This window comes from Mesorhizobium sp. M1403 (genome assembly GCF_040317695.1).
GTDB lineage: Bacteria > Pseudomonadota > Alphaproteobacteria > Rhizobiales > Rhizobiaceae > Mesorhizobium.
In genome coordinates, this window is the sequence record NZ_JAMYKY010000019.1 from 1 (window position 1) to 16,219 (window position 16,219).

The following is a 16,219-nucleotide window of genomic DNA, read 5'->3' on the forward strand; positions in this document are numbered from 1 at the left end:
ACCCCCCCACCCGCTCTTTCTCTTTGTTGTCACCCAATCCCCCCCCAAAACCCGTGACACACTTTGCGTGCAATCCCCCACTTGCTACCCCCCGCGGTGGGGGGCGGCGCCCGGCGGCCCCGACTTGGGCACATCGCCAGACGAATTCAGCAGTTTGTAGATCGGCGAATTGCTGTCACGTACCGAAAACGTCTGCGTCTTGTCGACGTTGACGGTCGACTGCTTGTTGATGTCGGTCCCGCCAACATTGTCGTTGCGGGCATAGGCGCTGCCGGCGGCAATCAAGAGAGCGGCGGCAGTAAGAACAATCTTTTTCATTTGGGTACTCCTGGATTTTCGAATCAAGCGGCGGGCTCACCCGCCGCTTTGATGCTGAGATCGGCTATTAGTTGTTGCCGAAGAGGTTGCGGTCGGCGCCCTGGACGACCGGCTGCTTTTCAGCCTGGTCCGACGTCTTGACGGAAGCCGTGTACGAGCTATCGACGGAAGGCGCAGGCTGGTTGGCACCGTTGGAACCATAATTGTCGCTGGCGGCGAAAGCGCTGCCGGTGATGGCCAGAACGGCGGCGGCAGCAAGAACGATCTTTTTCATTTTAATACTCCTGAATTTCTCGGGTCCCGGGCGGCGGATAATGCCCGCCGCCCTGATGCTGGGATCGGCTGTTAGTTGTTGCCGAAGAGGTTACGGTCGGCGCCCTGGACAGGCTGCTCGTCAGCATGAGCCGGCTTCTGAATGGAAGCCGTGTACGAGCTGTCGACCGAAGCGGCAGGCTGGTTCGCACCCTTGGAACCAAAGTTGTCGCTGCCAGCGAAGGCGCTGCCGGTGATGGCCAAAACGGCGACGGCGGCAAGAGCGATCTTTTTCATTTTAGTACTCCAGTATCTCAGTTTTTCCGTCCGGCGAGCGGCGTGTCTTGGGAGGAATTCGCGTCGTTCGGACAGCCCCGATGTGGGAAAGGCAATGGCCAGTTTCCAATCACGAAGTTGTTTGGTGTGGACCAAGAATCTACACCTTGAAATTGTGCCAGAGATTCCCTCCGCCACAATTTTATTGCTAAATATCAAGTAGATAGCCCATAGCATCGGTCTGGCTGCAAGGTGGCTTGGAGAGGCAGCGTTCACAGCGTCCTGCACGCATTGTCAACAGAAACGAACCGTTCGGTTCGATTTTTTAAACCGATAAAAGTAGCAGCAGCGGTTGTTTGTCGAATCGTTAACCATTTCAGCCAAACGCGACCTTGCCGTTCTACCTGTTTTCGGCCCGTTTATGCCGGGCAGCGAAGACTGCAACGGAGCAAGCAGAACCGGATCAGACCCCGTAGCGTTCGGTGCGGATGAGTGCCGCCGGGACGCCGGCATCGATCAGTGCCTCGGCGGCGGCCGTCACGAATGCGTTCGAGCCGCAGACGAAGGCCAGCTTCGGCGGCGCGGGCAGCCTCGTCATGGCTTGCACCATCATCGCGGCGTCGATCCGCCGCGCATAATCCGCCGGACGGCGGGCCGGCTCGCGCGTCAGCGTCAGCACCAGGTCGAAGCCATCCCGGCGCTCGGCGAGGTCGATCAACTCGTCGCGAAAGATCACCTCGTCCCAGACCCGCGCGGAAAATACCAAGGCGGCGGCGACCAGCGACCCCCGCATCGCCCGGTGACGGACCATCGACATCAGCGGCACTACGCCCGACCCGCCGCCGACGAGCAGGAGCGGTCCGCCATCGCTGTCGGACCAGACGAAATGGCCGCCGAGCGGCCCGCGCAATTCGACGTCGTCGCCCACCGCCGCAATCTCGTGAAAGAACGGCGAGACCTCGCCGTCCTCGAGTTTTTCAATCGCCAGTTCGATGGTCTCGCCGGTCTCCGGCGCCGAGGCGATGGAATAGGAGCGGCGCGCCTGATAACCGTCAGGCGCCGTCAGCCTGACGTCGACATGCTGTCCGGCACGGTAAGCGAAGGGCCGCGATGGCTGCAGGAAAAAGCTGGTGACGCGCGGCGTGCGCTTTTGGATGCGGGTGATGGTGACTGTCTGCCAGGGCGACTGCGCCGCCGGTGCGTCGCTCATGGATCGTTCGTGTAGCGCTGCTCGCGCCACGGGTCGCCATAGATATGATAGCCTCGCAACTCCCAGAAACCCGGCTCGTCACGCTCGGTGAACTGCAGCCCGTTCAGCCATTTGGCCGATTTCCAGAAATAGAGATGTGGAACGAGCAGCCGCGCCGGCCCGCCATGATCGGGGGTGATCGGCTTGCCCTCGTAAAGCAGTGCCACCATCGCCTTGCCGCCGGTGAGATCCTTCGTCGGCACGTTGGTGGAATAGCCGTCGAAACCCAGCGCCAGCGTGAAGGCGGTGGGCGGCTCGATGCCGGCGTCGGCAAGGATGTCGTCGACCAGCACGCCCTGCCACGCCGTGTCGAACTTGGTCCATGCGGTCACGCAATGGATGTCGCGCGTCATCTTGGTCAAGGACAGCGCATTGAACTCGGCCCAGTTCCACTTCTTGATCGGCCGCGGCCCGTGCTTAAGCGTGAACGACCAATCCTCGGTGCGCACATGCGGCGTCGGGCCGGCCGACAGGACCGGGAAATCTTGCTCGAGATACTGCCCCGGCGGGATACGTGCATTCGTATCCGTCGGGGGCTTTCGTCCGGAAGAGAAGCCTCGGGTAACCATCGAGAATATCCGTTTGCGCAAGGTCCAATCGACCCTTGTCAGTTTTCTCGAAGACGCGCCCGCGGGCAACCGAAATCTTGGCTCGGCCTGGCGGCAGTGCTCTACGTCGATCTTGGCAGCGCGGCGCGTGCCTCAGCCACTGGCAAAGGGCACGGCGACAAACATCTGGGCGTCGCCGCGCTCGACAAGCAGCAGCACCGATTTCTTGCCGGATTTGGCAGCCTGAGAAATCGCCTGGTTAGCCTGCCTGGCGCTCCTCACCGGATGCTGGTCGACGGCGACGATGATGTCGCCGGGCTGAATGCCGGAAGCCGATGCCGCCTTGTTCGGGTCGACGCGCTCGACCAGTGCGCCGTGCTGGTTGCCTGCCAGGTTCATTGCCTGGCGCACATCCGGGGTGACGTCCATCAGGCCGAGACCGAGCGTCGGTGCGCGAAGGCCCTGCCCCGTCGACGGCTGACCCTGATCGCCGGCCACCGATCCCGTCGCCATATCGTCTTCGTTGCGCCCGATCTCGACGGAGATCTGCAGGCCCTTCCCCTTGCGCCAGACATTGAGCGCTTCCCTCGTGCCGGGCGCAATGTCGGCGACGGCGCGTGACAGGTCCCTTGGATCCTTTATGTCCTGGCCGGCGAAGCTGGTAATGACATCGCCGGTCTCGATGCCGGCCTTGGCGGCCGGCGATCCGTCGCTGACCTGCGCGACCAGCACGCCGGCGGGGTGATCGAGGCCGATGGCGCTCGCCATATCAGGCGTCACCGGCTGGATCTGGACGCCGAGATAGCCGTACTGGATGGAGCCGCCCTTCATCAGCTTGGCGACGACCTTTTGCGCCTGGTCCGAGGGGATGGCGAAGCCGACGCCGACGCTGCCGCCATTCGGCGAAAAGATCGCCGTGTTGATGCCGACGACATTGCCGTTCACATCCGTCAGCGGGCCGCCGGAATTGCCCCGGTTGATCGGTGCGTCGATCTGGATGAAATCGTCAAACGGCCCGCTGTGCAGGTCGCGGCCGCGCGCCGAGACGATGCCGGCCGTGACGGTGGTGCCAAGGCCGAAAGGATTGCCGAAGGCGAGCACCTGATCGCCCGGCATGAGCTTGTCGGAATCGCCCCATTTGACGGTCGGCAAGGGCTTGCCGGCTTTGACCTCGAGCACGGCAAGATCGTTCTTGGCGTCATGGCCGATCAATTTGGCGGGAAGCTCGGTGCCGTCGTCGAGCGTCACCTTGATCGACTGGGCGCCGTCGACGACGTGATTGTTGGTGACGATGGTGCCGTCGGCGCCGACGATGAAGCCTGAACCGAGGGCCTCGGTGCGCGGCGCCTGCTCCGGCGGTGTTTTGGGGGCGGGCTGTCCCTGGTCATCGAAGAAATGGCGGAAATAATCGTCGAAAGGCGAGTTTCCGCCGAAGGGAGAGGCGTCGCTCATGGTGTCCGGCTGTTGGGCTTTCATGACCGTCGTGATGGTCACCACTGCCGGTTTGTCGGCCGCCACGACCGGAGCGAACGAACCGCTGGGAGCGGTCATGCCGGTGACAGGTGGCGTCACTGTTGCCGCCAGGACATCATTCAGCCTGGGAGCGAGAGGCAGGGCGAAGGGGCTGACGATCAGCGCGGCGCCCAGCAAAGCGGCGACGCGATGTCTGCGAAGGGTCTGGATTGGTGACATGGCCGTTGTCCGGGCGAGAGATTGATCGGGCGCCGCAGCGTTCCGTCACCGGAACGCTCCATCGGCGTGTCGGCCTTGCCTGTCTCGCCTGGCACGGCGGCCGACCGAATCGACAGCCCCGCATCTAGGGCGCCGATCGTGGTTTCCAGATAATATTACGAAGATTTAATTTCCGGCTGGCAGCCGCCTTGCCGGGCTGGCGCCGAAAGCCGAAAACAAAAACCCGCCTTGCGGCGGGTCGTTGGGGCAAATCAGCACCATACCCAAGTTACTAGCATAGCTGCCGGCACAAAGCAAGAACAAAATAGCTACCCAAGAAAAATCGCCTCAGGTTTGTGCCGCCCCTCACCGCCCCTGCCGAGGCTTCCTATGCCGCTGTCCCGTCCGTTCGCCTGAGATACGCCGAGGCGATCTCGCGCATCCGCCTGCCGTCGAAGCTCGGTCCATGACCGCCATGGCCGATGCGGATCGGCAGCTCGAGCAGCCGCTGCATCGTGTGGCGGTAGGCGGCACGATCCGAATCCGGCAGGTCGTCGATCAGCGTGGCGTCGTAGATGGCGTCGCCGGCGAAGAACAGGCCGTCGGCCTCGTCGAACAGCGCGATCGAATCAGGAGAGTGGCCGGGCAGATGCAGGACGCGGAATTGGCGGTCGCCGAGGTCGACCCTATCGCCCTCGTCCAGGGTCCTAGTCAGCGGCGCCGGCGGAATCCTGTAATCGGCGGCTTTCCAGCCCTCCGCCGGCAGCCTGGAGACAGCCCCTTCCAGATCATGGAACATGTAGGCGTAGGTAATCGCTTCATCCATGCTGCCGAACTGCGCGGCGCTGTGGCGCGGCCCTGCCCGCAACGGAAACTCGTGCAGCGAGCCGACATGATCGAGATGGATATGCGTGGCGACGACGAGCAGCGGCTTGCCGGCCGGCGTGTCGATCTGCGGCGCCAGGGGGCAGATCCCCATGCCGGTGTCGACCAGCAGGTCGACGTCGCGGCCGCGCAAATGCCAGATGTTGGCGCGCACGAATTCATGCACGAAGGGCTCGGTCAGCATGGTCGTCTCTGCGTCGACGATGGTTTTGCTGAACCAGTTGTCCATCAGATCAAGGCCGGCATCAGACGAACGGCTTGCCGACCTTGTATTTTTGCGGGACCAGCCGCTTCAGATAGGCCATCCCCGCATCGGACAGCCGGTTGACATCGGGCAGCATGAAATCATCCGGCATATGGCGCGTCTTGCCGGCGACGTTCTTCAGCGGCACCTTCTTCAGCACGGTTTTCTTGCCGTCATATTGCAGCGCCACCGAACCGCCGCCCTCATCGGCGACCGTGACCGCGAAGGCGCCGGCGTCGAAGGCCTCCTGCGCGTCCACCGCGCTGATGGCGCCGACATAGCCGCGCGGCATGTAGCCGAGCGCATCGACGCGCGCCCGCTTGCCCGGCAATCCCTCGGCCAGCGCGCGCTCCAAGGCTGCCGGCAGGTCGCTGCCCGACAGCTTGACGTTGCCGTGCTGGTCGCGCTCCAGCCTTTCCGGCGGCACCAGGCTTTCGACCAGCGCCTTGCCGTCGGCGGTGCTGACGCCTTCGGAGACGGCAACGATGCAGCGCTTGTGGCGGTCGAGCGTGGCGCGCACGTCGTCGATGAAGCCGGCCGCCGAGAACGGCCGCTCCGGCACGTAGACGAGATGCGGGCCGCTGTCCTGATCGAGCTGCCATGCCGCGGACGCGGCCGTCAGGAAACCGGCGTGCCGCCCCATGACGATGCCGACATAGATGCCCGGCAAAGCACGGAAATCGAGATCGACCGAAAGAAACGCCCCGGCGACGAACTCGGCCGCCGACATGAAGCCGGGCGTGTGGTCGTTCTCCTCGAGATCGTTGTCGATGGTTTTCGGCGCATGCACGAAGGCGATCTTGCCGCCGGCGGCGTCGGTCAGGATCTGCTGCGTGCCCGACGTGTCGTTGCCGCCGATGTAGATGAAGGCGTCGGCGCCGGCTTTCTTCAAGCCGTTGAGGATGAGGTCGCAATAGGCGGCATCCGGCTTGTCGCGCGTCGAACCAAGCGCGGCGCTCGGCGTCGCCGCGATCAGCCGCAAACGGTCCTCGGGGATGGCGGAAAGATCGACGTAATTGCCGTCACGAATGCCACGCACGCCGTGGATGGATCCCAGCACCTTGGCGCCGGGATGCCGCTTGCGGATTTCGAGCGCGGCGCCGACCACCGTCTGGTTGATGACGGCGGTTGGGCCGCCGCCTTGCGCGATGACAAAAGTTCCGGCCATTGTTCACGTCTCCCGGGCGATGAAAATCGCAGGCACATTCGCCTGTCTTGCGGCATCGCGCAACGGCAGAGTGATCGCTGAAAGCGAAGCCGCCGGTCAGACGACGACGACCGGATTCTTCCTGGAGATGCGGCTGTAGAGATCGATGATGTCCTGGTTGATCAGGCGTACGCAGCCCGACGACATCGCCTGGCCGATGCTACGCCATTCGGGCGAGCCGTGGATGCGATAGCCGGTGTCGCTGCCGTTCTGATAGATGTAGAGGGCACGCGCGCCGAGCGGATTGTCGAGGCCGCCCGGCTGTCCGCTTTGCCATTTCACCAGTTCCGGCTTGCGGGCGATCATCTCGGGCGGTGGGGTCCAGACCGGCCATTCCTTGCCGTACTGGATGTTGGCGCGGCCCGACCAGCGGAATCCGTCCTTGCCGATGCCGACGCCGTAACGGATCGCTTCGCCGCCGGGCTGCACCAGATAGAGCAGCCGCTCTTGCGAATGCACGACGATCGTGCCGGGTTGCTCGCCGGTCGGATCGACGACAATCTGGCGGCGGAACTCCGGCTTGACCTTGAGGTAGGGCACCTCCGGCACATTGAAGCCACCGTCGGTGAGCGAAGCGTACATCACGTCGGGGCTGGTGATGTTCTTGTCGACGCTGATGCTCGGACGCACGGGCCGGATCGAGCCGGTTGTGACGTCGTCGAGCTGGAGCGACGGCAGATCCAGCGTCTGGCTGCAGCCGGCGACGCCGAGCAGCGCCAGCGCACCGGCGCCGGACAGCACCGTGCGGCGGGAAAGCTGTATCTCGGTTTCGATTGCGTCGCCATTATGCGGCAGCGACAGACCGTGCGGCAACTCACGCATTTACCCAAACCCCACGCTATCGGCGGGAAACACGGTCCGGCCGGATAGCAGGCATTTTCACCAATCATGGTTGAAAAAGCGTGAAGGCCGGCCGCCTGGCGTTAACGAGGGGCTTTTTCGGTTTTTGCCTCTTTACATCTTCGCGAGGCCAAGGATTTATCCTCTTCTTTGAGCTCAAGGAGAAGAAAATGTCCTTCGAAAACTGGGCCGCGTTTGCCGCCGCCTCGGCAGTCCTTCTGGTCATTCCGGGCCCGACCATCCTGCTGGTGGTTTCCTATGCGCTCGGCCAGGGTTGGCGCACCGCGCTGCCGATGGCAGTCGGCGTGGCGCTCGGCGACTTCACCGCGATGACACTGTCGATGCTGGGCATCGGCGCGCTGCTGGCGGCGTCGGCCACCGTATTCACCGTGCTGAAGGTGATCGGTGCCGGCTATCTGATCTATCTCGGCATAAAGCTGTTTCGCGCCGGCGGCGCGCTCCAGGCCGAACCGCGCACCGATGCGGTGTCATCGGCCAAGATGACGGCACATGCCTGGCTGGTTACCGCGCTCAATCCGAAAAGCATCACCTTTTTTGTCGCCTTCCTGCCGCAGTTCCTCGACCGGCATGCCGATTTCTGGACACAGATGCTGATTTTCGAGACGACCTTCCTGGCGCTCGCCTTCGCCAATGCCTTCGGTTATGCGCTGATCGCGGCAAGGGCGCGCAACGTCGTGCGCAATCCAAAGGCGATCCGCATCTTCAACCGCACCGGCGGCACGCTGCTGGTCGGCGCCGGCATCGCGACAGTGGCGATGCGCTCGGGCAACTGAGGACAAGCCATGGCGGTCAGCGATGCACTCGGCCTGACACTGTCTGGCGCGACGGAGGCCGGGCTCTCATCCTACAGCCAGGCTGTGCGCGAATTGCAGTGCTTCATCGGCGATCCTGTCGGTTCCGTTGACCGGGCAATCGCCGAAGATCCCGGCTTCGTCATGGCGCATGTGTTCAAGGGTTATCTGTTTGGCCTCGCCACCGAGCGTGAAGCGACGGCGGTGGCCAAGGCGTGTCACCAGGCAGCGCTGCCGCTTGCCGCGACGACGCGCGAGCAGGCGCATGTCGCCGCGCTTGGCCACCTTGCGGAGGGCCGCTGGCACGAGGCCGCCCGCGTGCTGGAGGATATCGCCATCGAGTTCCCGCTCGATGCGCTGGCGCTGCAGACCGGCCACCAGATCGACTTCTTCACCGGCAACGCCCGCATGCTGCGCGACCGCATCGGCCGCGCGCTGCCGTCCTGGCAGAGCGGCATGCCGGGCTACCACGCCATACTCGGCATGCAGGCCTTTGGGCTGGAGGAAATGGGCGACTACGCGCGCGCCGAAAAACTTGGCCGCACGGCGGTCGATATCGAGCCGCGCGACGGCTGGGCCCAGCATGCCGTCGCCCACGTCATGGAGATGCAGAGCCGGCAGAAGGACGGCATTCTGTGGATGCGCGCCAACCCCGAAGCGTGGACGCGGGAAAGCTTTCTGCAGGTGCACAATTGGTGGCATCTGGCGCTGTTCCATTACGACCTCGGCGAGACCGACGACGTGCTGGCGCTCTACGACGGGCCGATCTATGGCGAGCGCTCGACGCTGGCGCTCAACATGGTCGATGCCTCGGCGATCCTGTGGCGCCTGCATCTCGGCGGCGTCGATGTCGGCGACCGCTGGACGGCACTGGCCGCCAACTGGTTGCCCAAGGCCAGCGCCGGCCATTATGCCTTCAACGACGCCCACGCAATGATGGCGTTTGTCGGCGCCGGCCTCGAAGCGCCGGCCCGCGGCTTGCTCGAGGCGCAGCGCGAGGCGATGCAGGGCAAAGACGACAACGCTGGTTTCACCAGGGATGTCGGCCATCCCCTGACGCTCGCCATCAAGGCATTCGGCGACGGTAATTATGCCGGGACGATCCGCCTGATCCGGCCGATCCGGGCGATCGCCCATCGCTTCGGCGGCAGCCACGCCCAACGCGACGTCATCGACCTGACGCTGATCGAAGCGGCATTGCGTTCCGGTGATGGCGCGCTGGCGCGGGCGCTTGCGGCGGAACGCGCGCTGGCACGGCCGGACAGCCCGCGGTCGGCACTGTTTTCACGGCGCGCAACCGCTCTCGCGGCGAATTGACCAAGGCCACATCTTGCCTTAAAAACTGCCCCGGCCAGATTTTTTCGAGCGTCGAAAAAATCTTCACGTGTTGACCGGAGCGCTTGTCCGACGGCACGATTGCCAGGGATATCTTCGCCGCCCGTGTCGCAGGACAGGGCGGGGAAGCAAGGAAGACCGTCGCGCCAGGCATGACGGACATGGGAGGAAACATGTATCTCGGCCTCGATCTCGGCACGTCGGGCGTCAAGGCGCTGCTGATCGATGCAAGGCAGGGCATCGTCGGTTCCGGCCATGCGTCGCTCGACGTGTCGCGCCCGCATCCCGGCTGGTCCGAGCAGAACCCGGCCGAGTGGATCCGCGCCTGCGAAGCGGCGATCGCCGAGCTGCGATCCGCGCATGCGAAGGAGCTCGCGGCGGTCAAAGGCATCGGCCTTTCCGGCCATATGCATGGCGCCACCCTGCTCGACGCCGCCGACCAGGTGCTGCGCCCCTGCATCCTGTGGAACGACACACGCAGCCACGCCGAGGCGGCCGCCCTCGACGCCGACCCGCGCTTTCGCAAGCTGACCGGCAACATCGTCTTTCCCGGCTTCACCGCGCCAAAGCTCGCCTGGGTGAAAAACAACGAACCGGCTGTTTTCGCCAAGGTGGCAAAGGTCCTGCTGCCGAAGGACTTTTTGCGGCTCTGGCTCGCCGGCGAGCATATTTCGGAAATGTCGGATTCGGCTGGCACGTCGTGGCTCGATGTCGGCAAACGAGCCTGGTCCGCCGAACTGCTCGCCGCCACGTCGCTCGACGAAAGGCAGATGCCGTCATTGGTCGAAGGCACGGCAAAGGCCGGTACCTTGCGCAGCGAACTGGCTACGAAATGGGGTATGCAGGCGGGCATCCCGATCGCCGGCGGCGCCGGCGACAACGCAGCCTCGGCCTGCGGCATGGGCACGGTCGGCGCCGGCCAGGCTTTCGTCTCACTCGGCACGTCCGGCGTGCTTTTTGCCGCCAACGCGGCCTATCTGCCCAACCCGGAAAGCGCCGTGCATACATTCTGCCATGCCCTGCCCGGCACCTGGCATCAGATGGGCGTCATCCTGTCGGCAACCGATTCGCTCAACTGGCTATCGGCAATCGCGGGCAAAGGTGCTGGCGAGTTGACCGCCGAACTCGGCGACGCGCTGCAGGCGCCGACCGGTGTCTCCTTCCTGCCCTATCTCTCAGGCGAACGGACGCCGCACAATGATTCCGCCATTCGCGGCGCGTTTACGGGGCTTGCACACGAATCCGGCCGCGCGGCGCTGACCCAGGCCGTGCTCGAAGGCGTCGCTTTCGCTTTCCGCGACAGCCTGGAAGCTCTGGCCAAGGCCGGCACGACGCTGACCCGGGTGACGGCGATCGGCGGCGGCTCGCGTTCGCGCTACTGGTTGAAGGCCATCGCCACCGCGCTTGGCCTGCCCATCGATATTCCCGCCGACGGCGATTTCGGCGCCGCGTTCGGTGCGGCCCGGCTTGGCCTGATCGCGGCGACCGCTGCCGATCCGCGCGCCGTGTGCACGGCGCCGGCGACGGACGCCACGGTCGAGCCGGTCGCCGCCCTCGGCGACGCCTATGCGCAGGCCTATCAGCGCTACCGCCAGCTTTACCCGGCGATCAGGACTGTAACCGCGTGAGCTGGCGCTTACCCCCCTCTGGCCTGCCCTCTTTGCCACCATTTGGCATCTCCCCCTCAAGGGGGGAGATCGGCAGCGTCGACGGCTATGCAAGTCTTGCAAGATCGGTGATTGGCGAAGGCGGAAAGGCCAGCCAATCTCCCCCCTTGAGGGGGAGATGCACGGTAGGGCAGAGGGGGGTGCTTGGCCCCCACTTTGCCGAAATTTCCTCACTGTGCCGGCACCTTGTCGAGAAAGCCGGTGACGCTTTTCAGCCGGCCATTTTCGATGACGCCGATATCGGTGCCTTCGATGACGGGCTCGGTGCCGTCCGGCCCAAGGTTCCACGAAAAGCGGATGGCGTCAGCGAAGCCGTCCGGCTCGCCTTTCAGCGAGAACCTGAAGCCGGTAAAGCGCTGCTGCACGCCTTCGATCAGCGCGGCGATGCCGTCATGGCCGTCGCCCTGCATGATCGGATCGCGGTAGCCGACATCCTCGGTGAAGGTCGTCTTGAGCAAGGCTTTCCTGCGCGCGGCGTCACTCTCGTTCCAGGCGGCGATGTAGTTTTCGGCAATGGTGTTGAGGTCGGTCATGGTCTGTCTCCTTCGTTGGATGCTCTTGACATGAGCCTTTTCGACCAGCGCCAGCGCGAAACCAATTACGCTTGAGGTAATCAGGCCGAACCATGCGAGAGGAAAAGAACATGACCAGCAGTTTTTTCGGCGACATCCAACAGATCAAATATGAGGGACCGGATTCGACCAATCCGCTGGCCTACCGGTTCTACAATCCCGACGAGATCGTCGCCGGCAAGCGGCTGGAAGACCATCTGCGCTTTGCCGTCGCCTACTGGCATTCCTTTGCCTGGCCAGGCGGCGATCCGTTCGGCGGCCAGACGTTTGACCGGCCGTGGTTCCCCAAGGCCGGCGGTACCGACACGATGGAGCTGGCCAAGCTCAAGGCCGACGTCGCCTTCGAGATGTTTTCGCTGCTGGGCGCGCCTTATTTCTGCTTCCACGATGCCGATGTGCGGCCGGAGGGCCGGGACTTTTCCGAAAGTGCGGCGCGGCTCGACGAGATCGCCGATTATTTCTCGGGAAAGATGAAGCAGACTGGCGTCAAGCTGTTGTGGGGCACGGCCAACCTGTTCTCCAACCGCCGCTTCATGTCGGGCGCCGCCACCAATCCCGATCCGGACGTCTTTGCCTATTCGGCCGCGACGGTGAAACACTGCATCGACATCACCAAGCGGCTGAACGGCGAGAACTACGTGCTGTGGGGCGGCCGCGAGGGCTATGAGACGCTGCTCAACACCGACCTTGCCCGCGAGCAGGAACAGGCCGGCCGCTTTCTCAATCTGGTCGTCGACTACAAGCACAGGATCGGCTTCGAAGGCACCATCCTGATCGAGCCGAAGCCTCAGGAACCGACCAAGCACCAGTATGATTACGACGTCGCCACCGTCTATGGCTTCCTCAAGCGTTTCGGACTGGAGAACGAGGTCAAGCTCAACATCGAGCAAGGCCACGCCATCCTGGCCGGCCATTCGTTCGAGCATGAACTGGCGCTGGCCAATGCGCTCGGCATTTTCGGCTCGATCGACATGAACCGCAACGACTACCAATCGGGCTGGGACACCGACCAGTTCCCAAACAATGTACCGGAGATGGCGCTCGCCTATTATCACGTACTGCAGGCGGGCGGCTTCAAGACCGGCGGCACCAATTTCGACGCCAAGCTCAGGCGCCAGTCGCTCGATCCGCAGGATCTGCTGATCGGTCATATCGGCGGCATGGATTGCTGCGCTCGAGGCCTCAAGGCAGCGGCACGCATGGTCGAGGACAAGGCGCTGTCGGCGCCGCTCGCCGAGCGCTATGCCGGCTGGGATTCGGCCGAGGCCAAGGCGATGCTTGCCGGCAAGCGCACGCTGGAGGAAATTGCTGATCGCGTCGTCAAGGAGAAGATCGAGCCGCAGCCCCGATCCGGCCGCCAGGAACTGCTCGAGAACATCGTCAACCGGTACGTCTGAGGCGTGCCGTTTCGCGGCCGCATTTTCAGCGGCCGCGGATAAAGGCGGCTTCCGCGGGGCTGAAACCGACAAGGTTTGCCCCCTGCGAAACTTTCGGTCTGCTTGCTGACCGGGCCTGGCATTTGCCCTAGCCGTGATCGAGGCCTCTCAAATAGGCGCAGAACATGTCGGCCATGGCGTCGGCGTAGGCTTCAATCTCCGTGGCGGTTCGAGGCGCCTCCGAGAACTGCTTCCCCACCGTGCTCAGCGTCGTCATGACGAGGTCGCCGGCCAATTCGCGGGTCACTTGCGCGGCGTTGGGCAACGCCTCCTGCATGAAGAGCTGGATGGTGCGGTCTCCGGACGCCCTTGCCGCCCGCGCCTCAGGCGCGTCGCGGTAAAGCGGTGCGGCGTCGTCGAGCGCCACACGCACCGCGGCCTCGTCACACTCCGAGCGGAGGAAGGCGTGGACCAGGCCGCGCAGCCTTTCAAGCGGCGGTTTCCTGATATCCTCGAGGATGTCGCGCAGCAAATCGGTCGTCTGCCGCCATTCGTCACTCTGGAGCCGGAACAGGATCGCCGCCTTGTTCGGAAAATACTGATACAGCGATCCGACGCTGACACCGGCCTTCTCGGCCACCCGCGCCGTGGTGAAGCGCTGCGCGCCTTCCCTCGCCAAAACCTGAACAGCAGCCTCCAAAATCGCAGCAACGAGCTCCGCCGAGCGGGCCTGCTTGGGCTGTTTTCGCGAGGAAATCCGCGGACTTCGGTGATCGCTCATTGAGAGGCGCGCCAATGCGATTAGTGAATGCGAATGATTAGTCGTATTTTGAATGCCGCACAAGAACGCATTCAATTTTGACTGGAGACCAATATGACCACACTGACGACAACGCCGCTGGCGCCCCTGCTGGACCGCCTGTTCGAGGAAGCCGCTGCGGCAACGAGCCCTGCCGTGGCGGAGCTCTCCGCCGAGGAGCGGAGCCGCTTCATTCGGAGCAAGACCGAATACCTCGATTTCTACGGGCGGCTAAAGGATCTCTGGCTTCCCGTTTCGCGAGAGACCGGCACGCTGCTCTACATGCTGGCACGGAGCAGCGGCGCCCGGACGATCGTCGAATTTGGAACCTCGTTCGGCATCTCGACCCTGCACCTTGCCGCAGCCTTGCGGGACAATGGCGGCGGCCGCCTGATCACCAGCGAGTTCGAGCCATCCAAGGTGGCGCGCGCCAGGAGCAACCTAACAGCAGGCGGTCTCATCGACATGGTGGAAATCCGAGAGGGAGACGCGCTGCAAACATTAAGCGTCGATCTTCCCGAAACGGTCGACCTGCTGCTGCTCGATGGCGCCAAAGCGCTCTATCCCGAGGTCTTGACCCTAGTTGAAAGTCGCCTCAGGCCGGGCGCCTTGGTCGTTGCCGACAATGCCGATCTTTGCCCCGAATACCTCTCGCGGGTGCGCTCGACCGGAAGCGGCTACATGTCCACGCCGTTCGGCGAGGATGTCGAACTGTCCATGCGGCTCGGCTGACGCACCGCCTGATCTGTCGGAAAGATCGTGCCCAAGATGGGCGGCGGTGGACAAAACTTTGCCCGGCATCGCCCATCAATCGCCTCGCTCTTGCCTTCAAACAGCCGTCACGGAGTTCCTATAGTGTGGTTCGTGGCGGGAATCAGAAAGAAGGAGGCGAAACGATATGCAGCACGAACGCGAAATCGACGCCCTGCTCTCATCTGGCGAGGCCGGATCGATCATCGACCGGCTGATGGCGCTGCCGCACCCCAAGCATGGTGCGCTGAGTGCAAACGAATGGGATCGCGCGGTCGCCAGCCGCTTCGAGACCCATCTGGCGAGACAGATGCGCTCGCAGATCGACGGCAACAGCGTCCGCCAAGACGCTGCCTGATCCCCACTATCTCAGGCGCAGCCTGACCGGCGCTTCGCCGAACGCTCTTGAAAACGCTCTGGAAAATGCCGCGGCGGACGAAAACCCCGTTCGCCCGGCAATGTCCGCCATGGCGATGCGCGTATCGACCACCAGCCGGCGCGCGGCGCCGAGGCGCAGCCTGAGATAATAGGCGCCCGGCGTTTCGCCGATCGACTTGCGAAAGATACTTTCCAGCGTCCGCGCCGTCACCCCGGCGCGCTTGGCCACGGCGGCGACAGTCAGGGGCTGGTCGACATGCGCTTCCATCAGCCGGATGGCTTGCGCCAGCCTGGGATCGTAGCCGTCAAGACGGCCGAGCGAGACCAGCGGCTGCGCGTCCGTCGCGGCGCGCGCCTGGTCGTAGATGAAGACGCTCGCGACATCGAGCGCCACGGCCATGCCGAGCCGCGTGCGGATCAGATGCAGCATCAGGTCGAAGGTCGGCGAGGCGCCGCCAGAGGTGAATACGGGACCGTCGATGACGTAGCGGTCGGGGCGCACGTCGACGCCGGGAAAGGCCGAAGAAAAATCCTCCATATCCTCCCAGTGGGTGGTGGCGCTGCGCCCCTCCAGCAAGCCCGCGCGCGCCACCAGCCAGGTGCCGGCCTCGACGCCGCCGCAGGCGCGTGCCGCGCGCGCCGCCCGGCGCAGTCCGGAAAGCAAGGCTGAAGTGGCGTAGTTCTGCGTGCCGAAGCCGGCGACGACGACCAGCATGTCGGTTGTGTCAGCCGCATCGAAGCGGCCGCTGACCGCCACCGGCAGGCCGCATGTGGTGACCGGCGCCTCGCCTGTGACCGAGACCAGCCTGAAATCGAACAGCGTCTCGCCGGCAATACGGTTGGCGGCGCGCAACGGATCGACGGCCGACGCGACGCACATGATCGACGAGCCGGAGAATACCAGCAGCGTCACCTTGAGCGGCAGACGTTCGGCACGAAAGATCGTCGGTTTTTCGGTTTTGGTCACATGATCTTCGTAAAACGCAAAACAGTTCCCGGCAAGTCAGGCATTCTTGCCCTATGTTCTATTGGGAGAGAGT

18 protein-coding genes are annotated in these 16,219 nt (G+C 64.0%); 6 read left to right on the forward strand and 12 right to left on the reverse strand.

All coding sequences use genetic code 11. The annotated features are described in order from the left end of the window. Positions 1 to 84: 84 nt before the first annotated feature. From NKH01_RS25050 to NKH01_RS25090, 9 genes are all read right to left on the reverse strand, one after another. Positions 85 to 318, reverse strand: coding sequence for a DUF680 domain-containing protein (locus NKH01_RS25050; protein WP_353022918.1), 234 nt, complete (start codon positions 316 to 318; stop codon positions 85 to 87). Positions 319 to 385: 67 nt separating this feature from the next. After that, on the reverse strand, positions 386 to 592 hold the full coding sequence (locus NKH01_RS25055) for a DUF680 domain-containing protein (RefSeq protein WP_353022920.1): 207 nt from the start codon (positions 590 to 592) through the stop codon (positions 386 to 388). A gap of 71 nt (positions 593 to 663) precedes the next feature. Continuing rightward, entirely contained in the window at positions 664 to 867 is a 204-nt protein-coding gene (locus NKH01_RS25060; protein WP_023718335.1) for a DUF680 domain-containing protein, read from the reverse strand. A 442-nt stretch (positions 868 to 1,309) separates the two neighbouring features. Further along, positions 1,310 to 2,056: an FAD-binding oxidoreductase gene (locus NKH01_RS25065; protein WP_023718334.1), complete on the reverse strand. Its 747-nt coding sequence runs from the start codon at positions 2,054 to 2,056 to the stop codon at positions 1,310 to 1,312. Then, positions 2,053 to 2,664 carry a molybdopterin-dependent oxidoreductase gene (locus NKH01_RS25070; RefSeq protein ID WP_353022922.1) on the reverse strand — a complete coding sequence of 204 codons (612 nt, stop codon included), beginning with the start codon at positions 2,662 to 2,664 and terminating at the stop codon, positions 2,053 to 2,055. Before NKH01_RS25070 ends, NKH01_RS25065 begins: the two co-directional genes overlap by 4 nt. A gap of 132 nt (positions 2,665 to 2,796) precedes the next feature. After that, on the reverse strand, positions 2,797 to 4,335 hold the full coding sequence (locus tag NKH01_RS25075) for a DegQ family serine endoprotease (protein ID WP_353022924.1): 1,539 nt from the start codon (positions 4,333 to 4,335) through the stop codon (positions 2,797 to 2,799). Positions 4,336 to 4,702: 367 nt separating this feature from the next. After that, positions 4,703 to 5,428, reverse strand: coding sequence for an MBL fold metallo-hydrolase (locus NKH01_RS25080; RefSeq protein WP_352817119.1), 726 nt, complete (start codon positions 5,426 to 5,428; stop codon positions 4,703 to 4,705). Positions 5,429 to 5,444: 16 nt separating this feature from the next. Continuing rightward, positions 5,445 to 6,611, reverse strand: a complete 1,167-nt coding sequence (locus NKH01_RS25085; protein ID WP_352451606.1) for a diphosphate--fructose-6-phosphate 1-phosphotransferase — start codon at positions 6,609 to 6,611, stop codon at positions 5,445 to 5,447. Positions 6,612 to 6,707: 96 nt separating this feature from the next. Then, a complete protein-coding gene (locus NKH01_RS25090; RefSeq protein ID WP_353022926.1) occupies positions 6,708 to 7,472 on the reverse strand; it encodes a L,D-transpeptidase in 765 nt (254 codons plus the stop codon). A 188-nt stretch (positions 7,473 to 7,660) separates the two neighbouring features. Here NKH01_RS25090 and NKH01_RS25095 point away from each other — a divergent pair, with 188 nt between their 5' ends. The 3 genes from NKH01_RS25095 to xylB all read left to right on the forward strand — a co-directional run bounded on the left by NKH01_RS25095 (position 7,661) and on the right by xylB (position 11,265). Next, positions 7,661 to 8,284: a LysE family translocator gene (locus NKH01_RS25095; protein ID WP_352855794.1), complete on the forward strand. Its 624-nt coding sequence runs from the start codon at positions 7,661 to 7,663 to the stop codon at positions 8,282 to 8,284. A gap of 9 nt (positions 8,285 to 8,293) precedes the next feature. Next, positions 8,294 to 9,619, forward strand: coding sequence for a tetratricopeptide repeat protein (locus NKH01_RS25100; protein ID WP_353022928.1), 1,326 nt, complete (start codon positions 8,294 to 8,296; stop codon positions 9,617 to 9,619). A gap of 191 nt (positions 9,620 to 9,810) precedes the next feature. Further along, positions 9,811 to 11,265, forward strand: a complete 1,455-nt coding sequence (xylB, locus tag NKH01_RS25105) for a xylulokinase (RefSeq protein ID WP_353022999.1) — start codon at positions 9,811 to 9,813, stop codon at positions 11,263 to 11,265. Positions 11,266 to 11,474: 209 nt separating this feature from the next. Here the strand turns inward: xylB and NKH01_RS25110 are convergent, their stop codons facing one another. Next, on the reverse strand, positions 11,475 to 11,837 hold the full coding sequence (locus NKH01_RS25110; RefSeq protein WP_352847727.1) for a nuclear transport factor 2 family protein: 363 nt from the start codon (positions 11,835 to 11,837) through the stop codon (positions 11,475 to 11,477). A 110-nt stretch (positions 11,838 to 11,947) separates the two neighbouring features. On the opposite strand from NKH01_RS25110, the gene xylA reads away from it, so the two are divergent. Further along, entirely contained in the window at positions 11,948 to 13,273 is a 1,326-nt protein-coding gene (gene xylA, locus NKH01_RS25115; protein ID WP_352847725.1) for a xylose isomerase, read from the forward strand. A gap of 127 nt (positions 13,274 to 13,400) precedes the next feature. Here xylA and NKH01_RS25120 read toward each other — a convergent pair whose 3' ends face one another. Further along, on the reverse strand, positions 13,401 to 14,033 hold the full coding sequence (locus NKH01_RS25120) for a TetR/AcrR family transcriptional regulator (protein ID WP_352484707.1): 633 nt from the start codon (positions 14,031 to 14,033) through the stop codon (positions 13,401 to 13,403). A 93-nt stretch (positions 14,034 to 14,126) separates the two neighbouring features. On the opposite strand from NKH01_RS25120, the gene NKH01_RS25125 reads away from it, so the two are divergent. Both NKH01_RS25125 and NKH01_RS25130 read left to right on the forward strand, forming a co-directional pair. Continuing rightward, complete coding sequence (locus tag NKH01_RS25125; protein WP_023718321.1) at positions 14,127 to 14,783, forward strand: O-methyltransferase; 657 nt, start codon at positions 14,127 to 14,129, stop codon at positions 14,781 to 14,783. 166 nt (positions 14,784 to 14,949) lie between these two features. Next, the gene (locus tag NKH01_RS25130) at positions 14,950 to 15,159 is read left to right on the forward strand and encodes a hypothetical protein (RefSeq protein ID WP_023718320.1); all 210 of its coding nucleotides are present in this window, start codon (positions 14,950 to 14,952) and stop codon (positions 15,157 to 15,159) included. 6 nt (positions 15,160 to 15,165) lie between these two features. Here NKH01_RS25130 and NKH01_RS25135 read toward each other — a convergent pair whose 3' ends face one another. Further along, positions 15,166 to 16,146 (reverse strand): GlxA family transcriptional regulator, encoded by a 981-nt coding sequence (locus tag NKH01_RS25135; RefSeq protein ID WP_352591840.1) that lies wholly within the window; start codon positions 16,144 to 16,146, stop codon positions 15,166 to 15,168. Between the last annotated feature and the right edge of the window lie 73 nt (positions 16,147 to 16,219).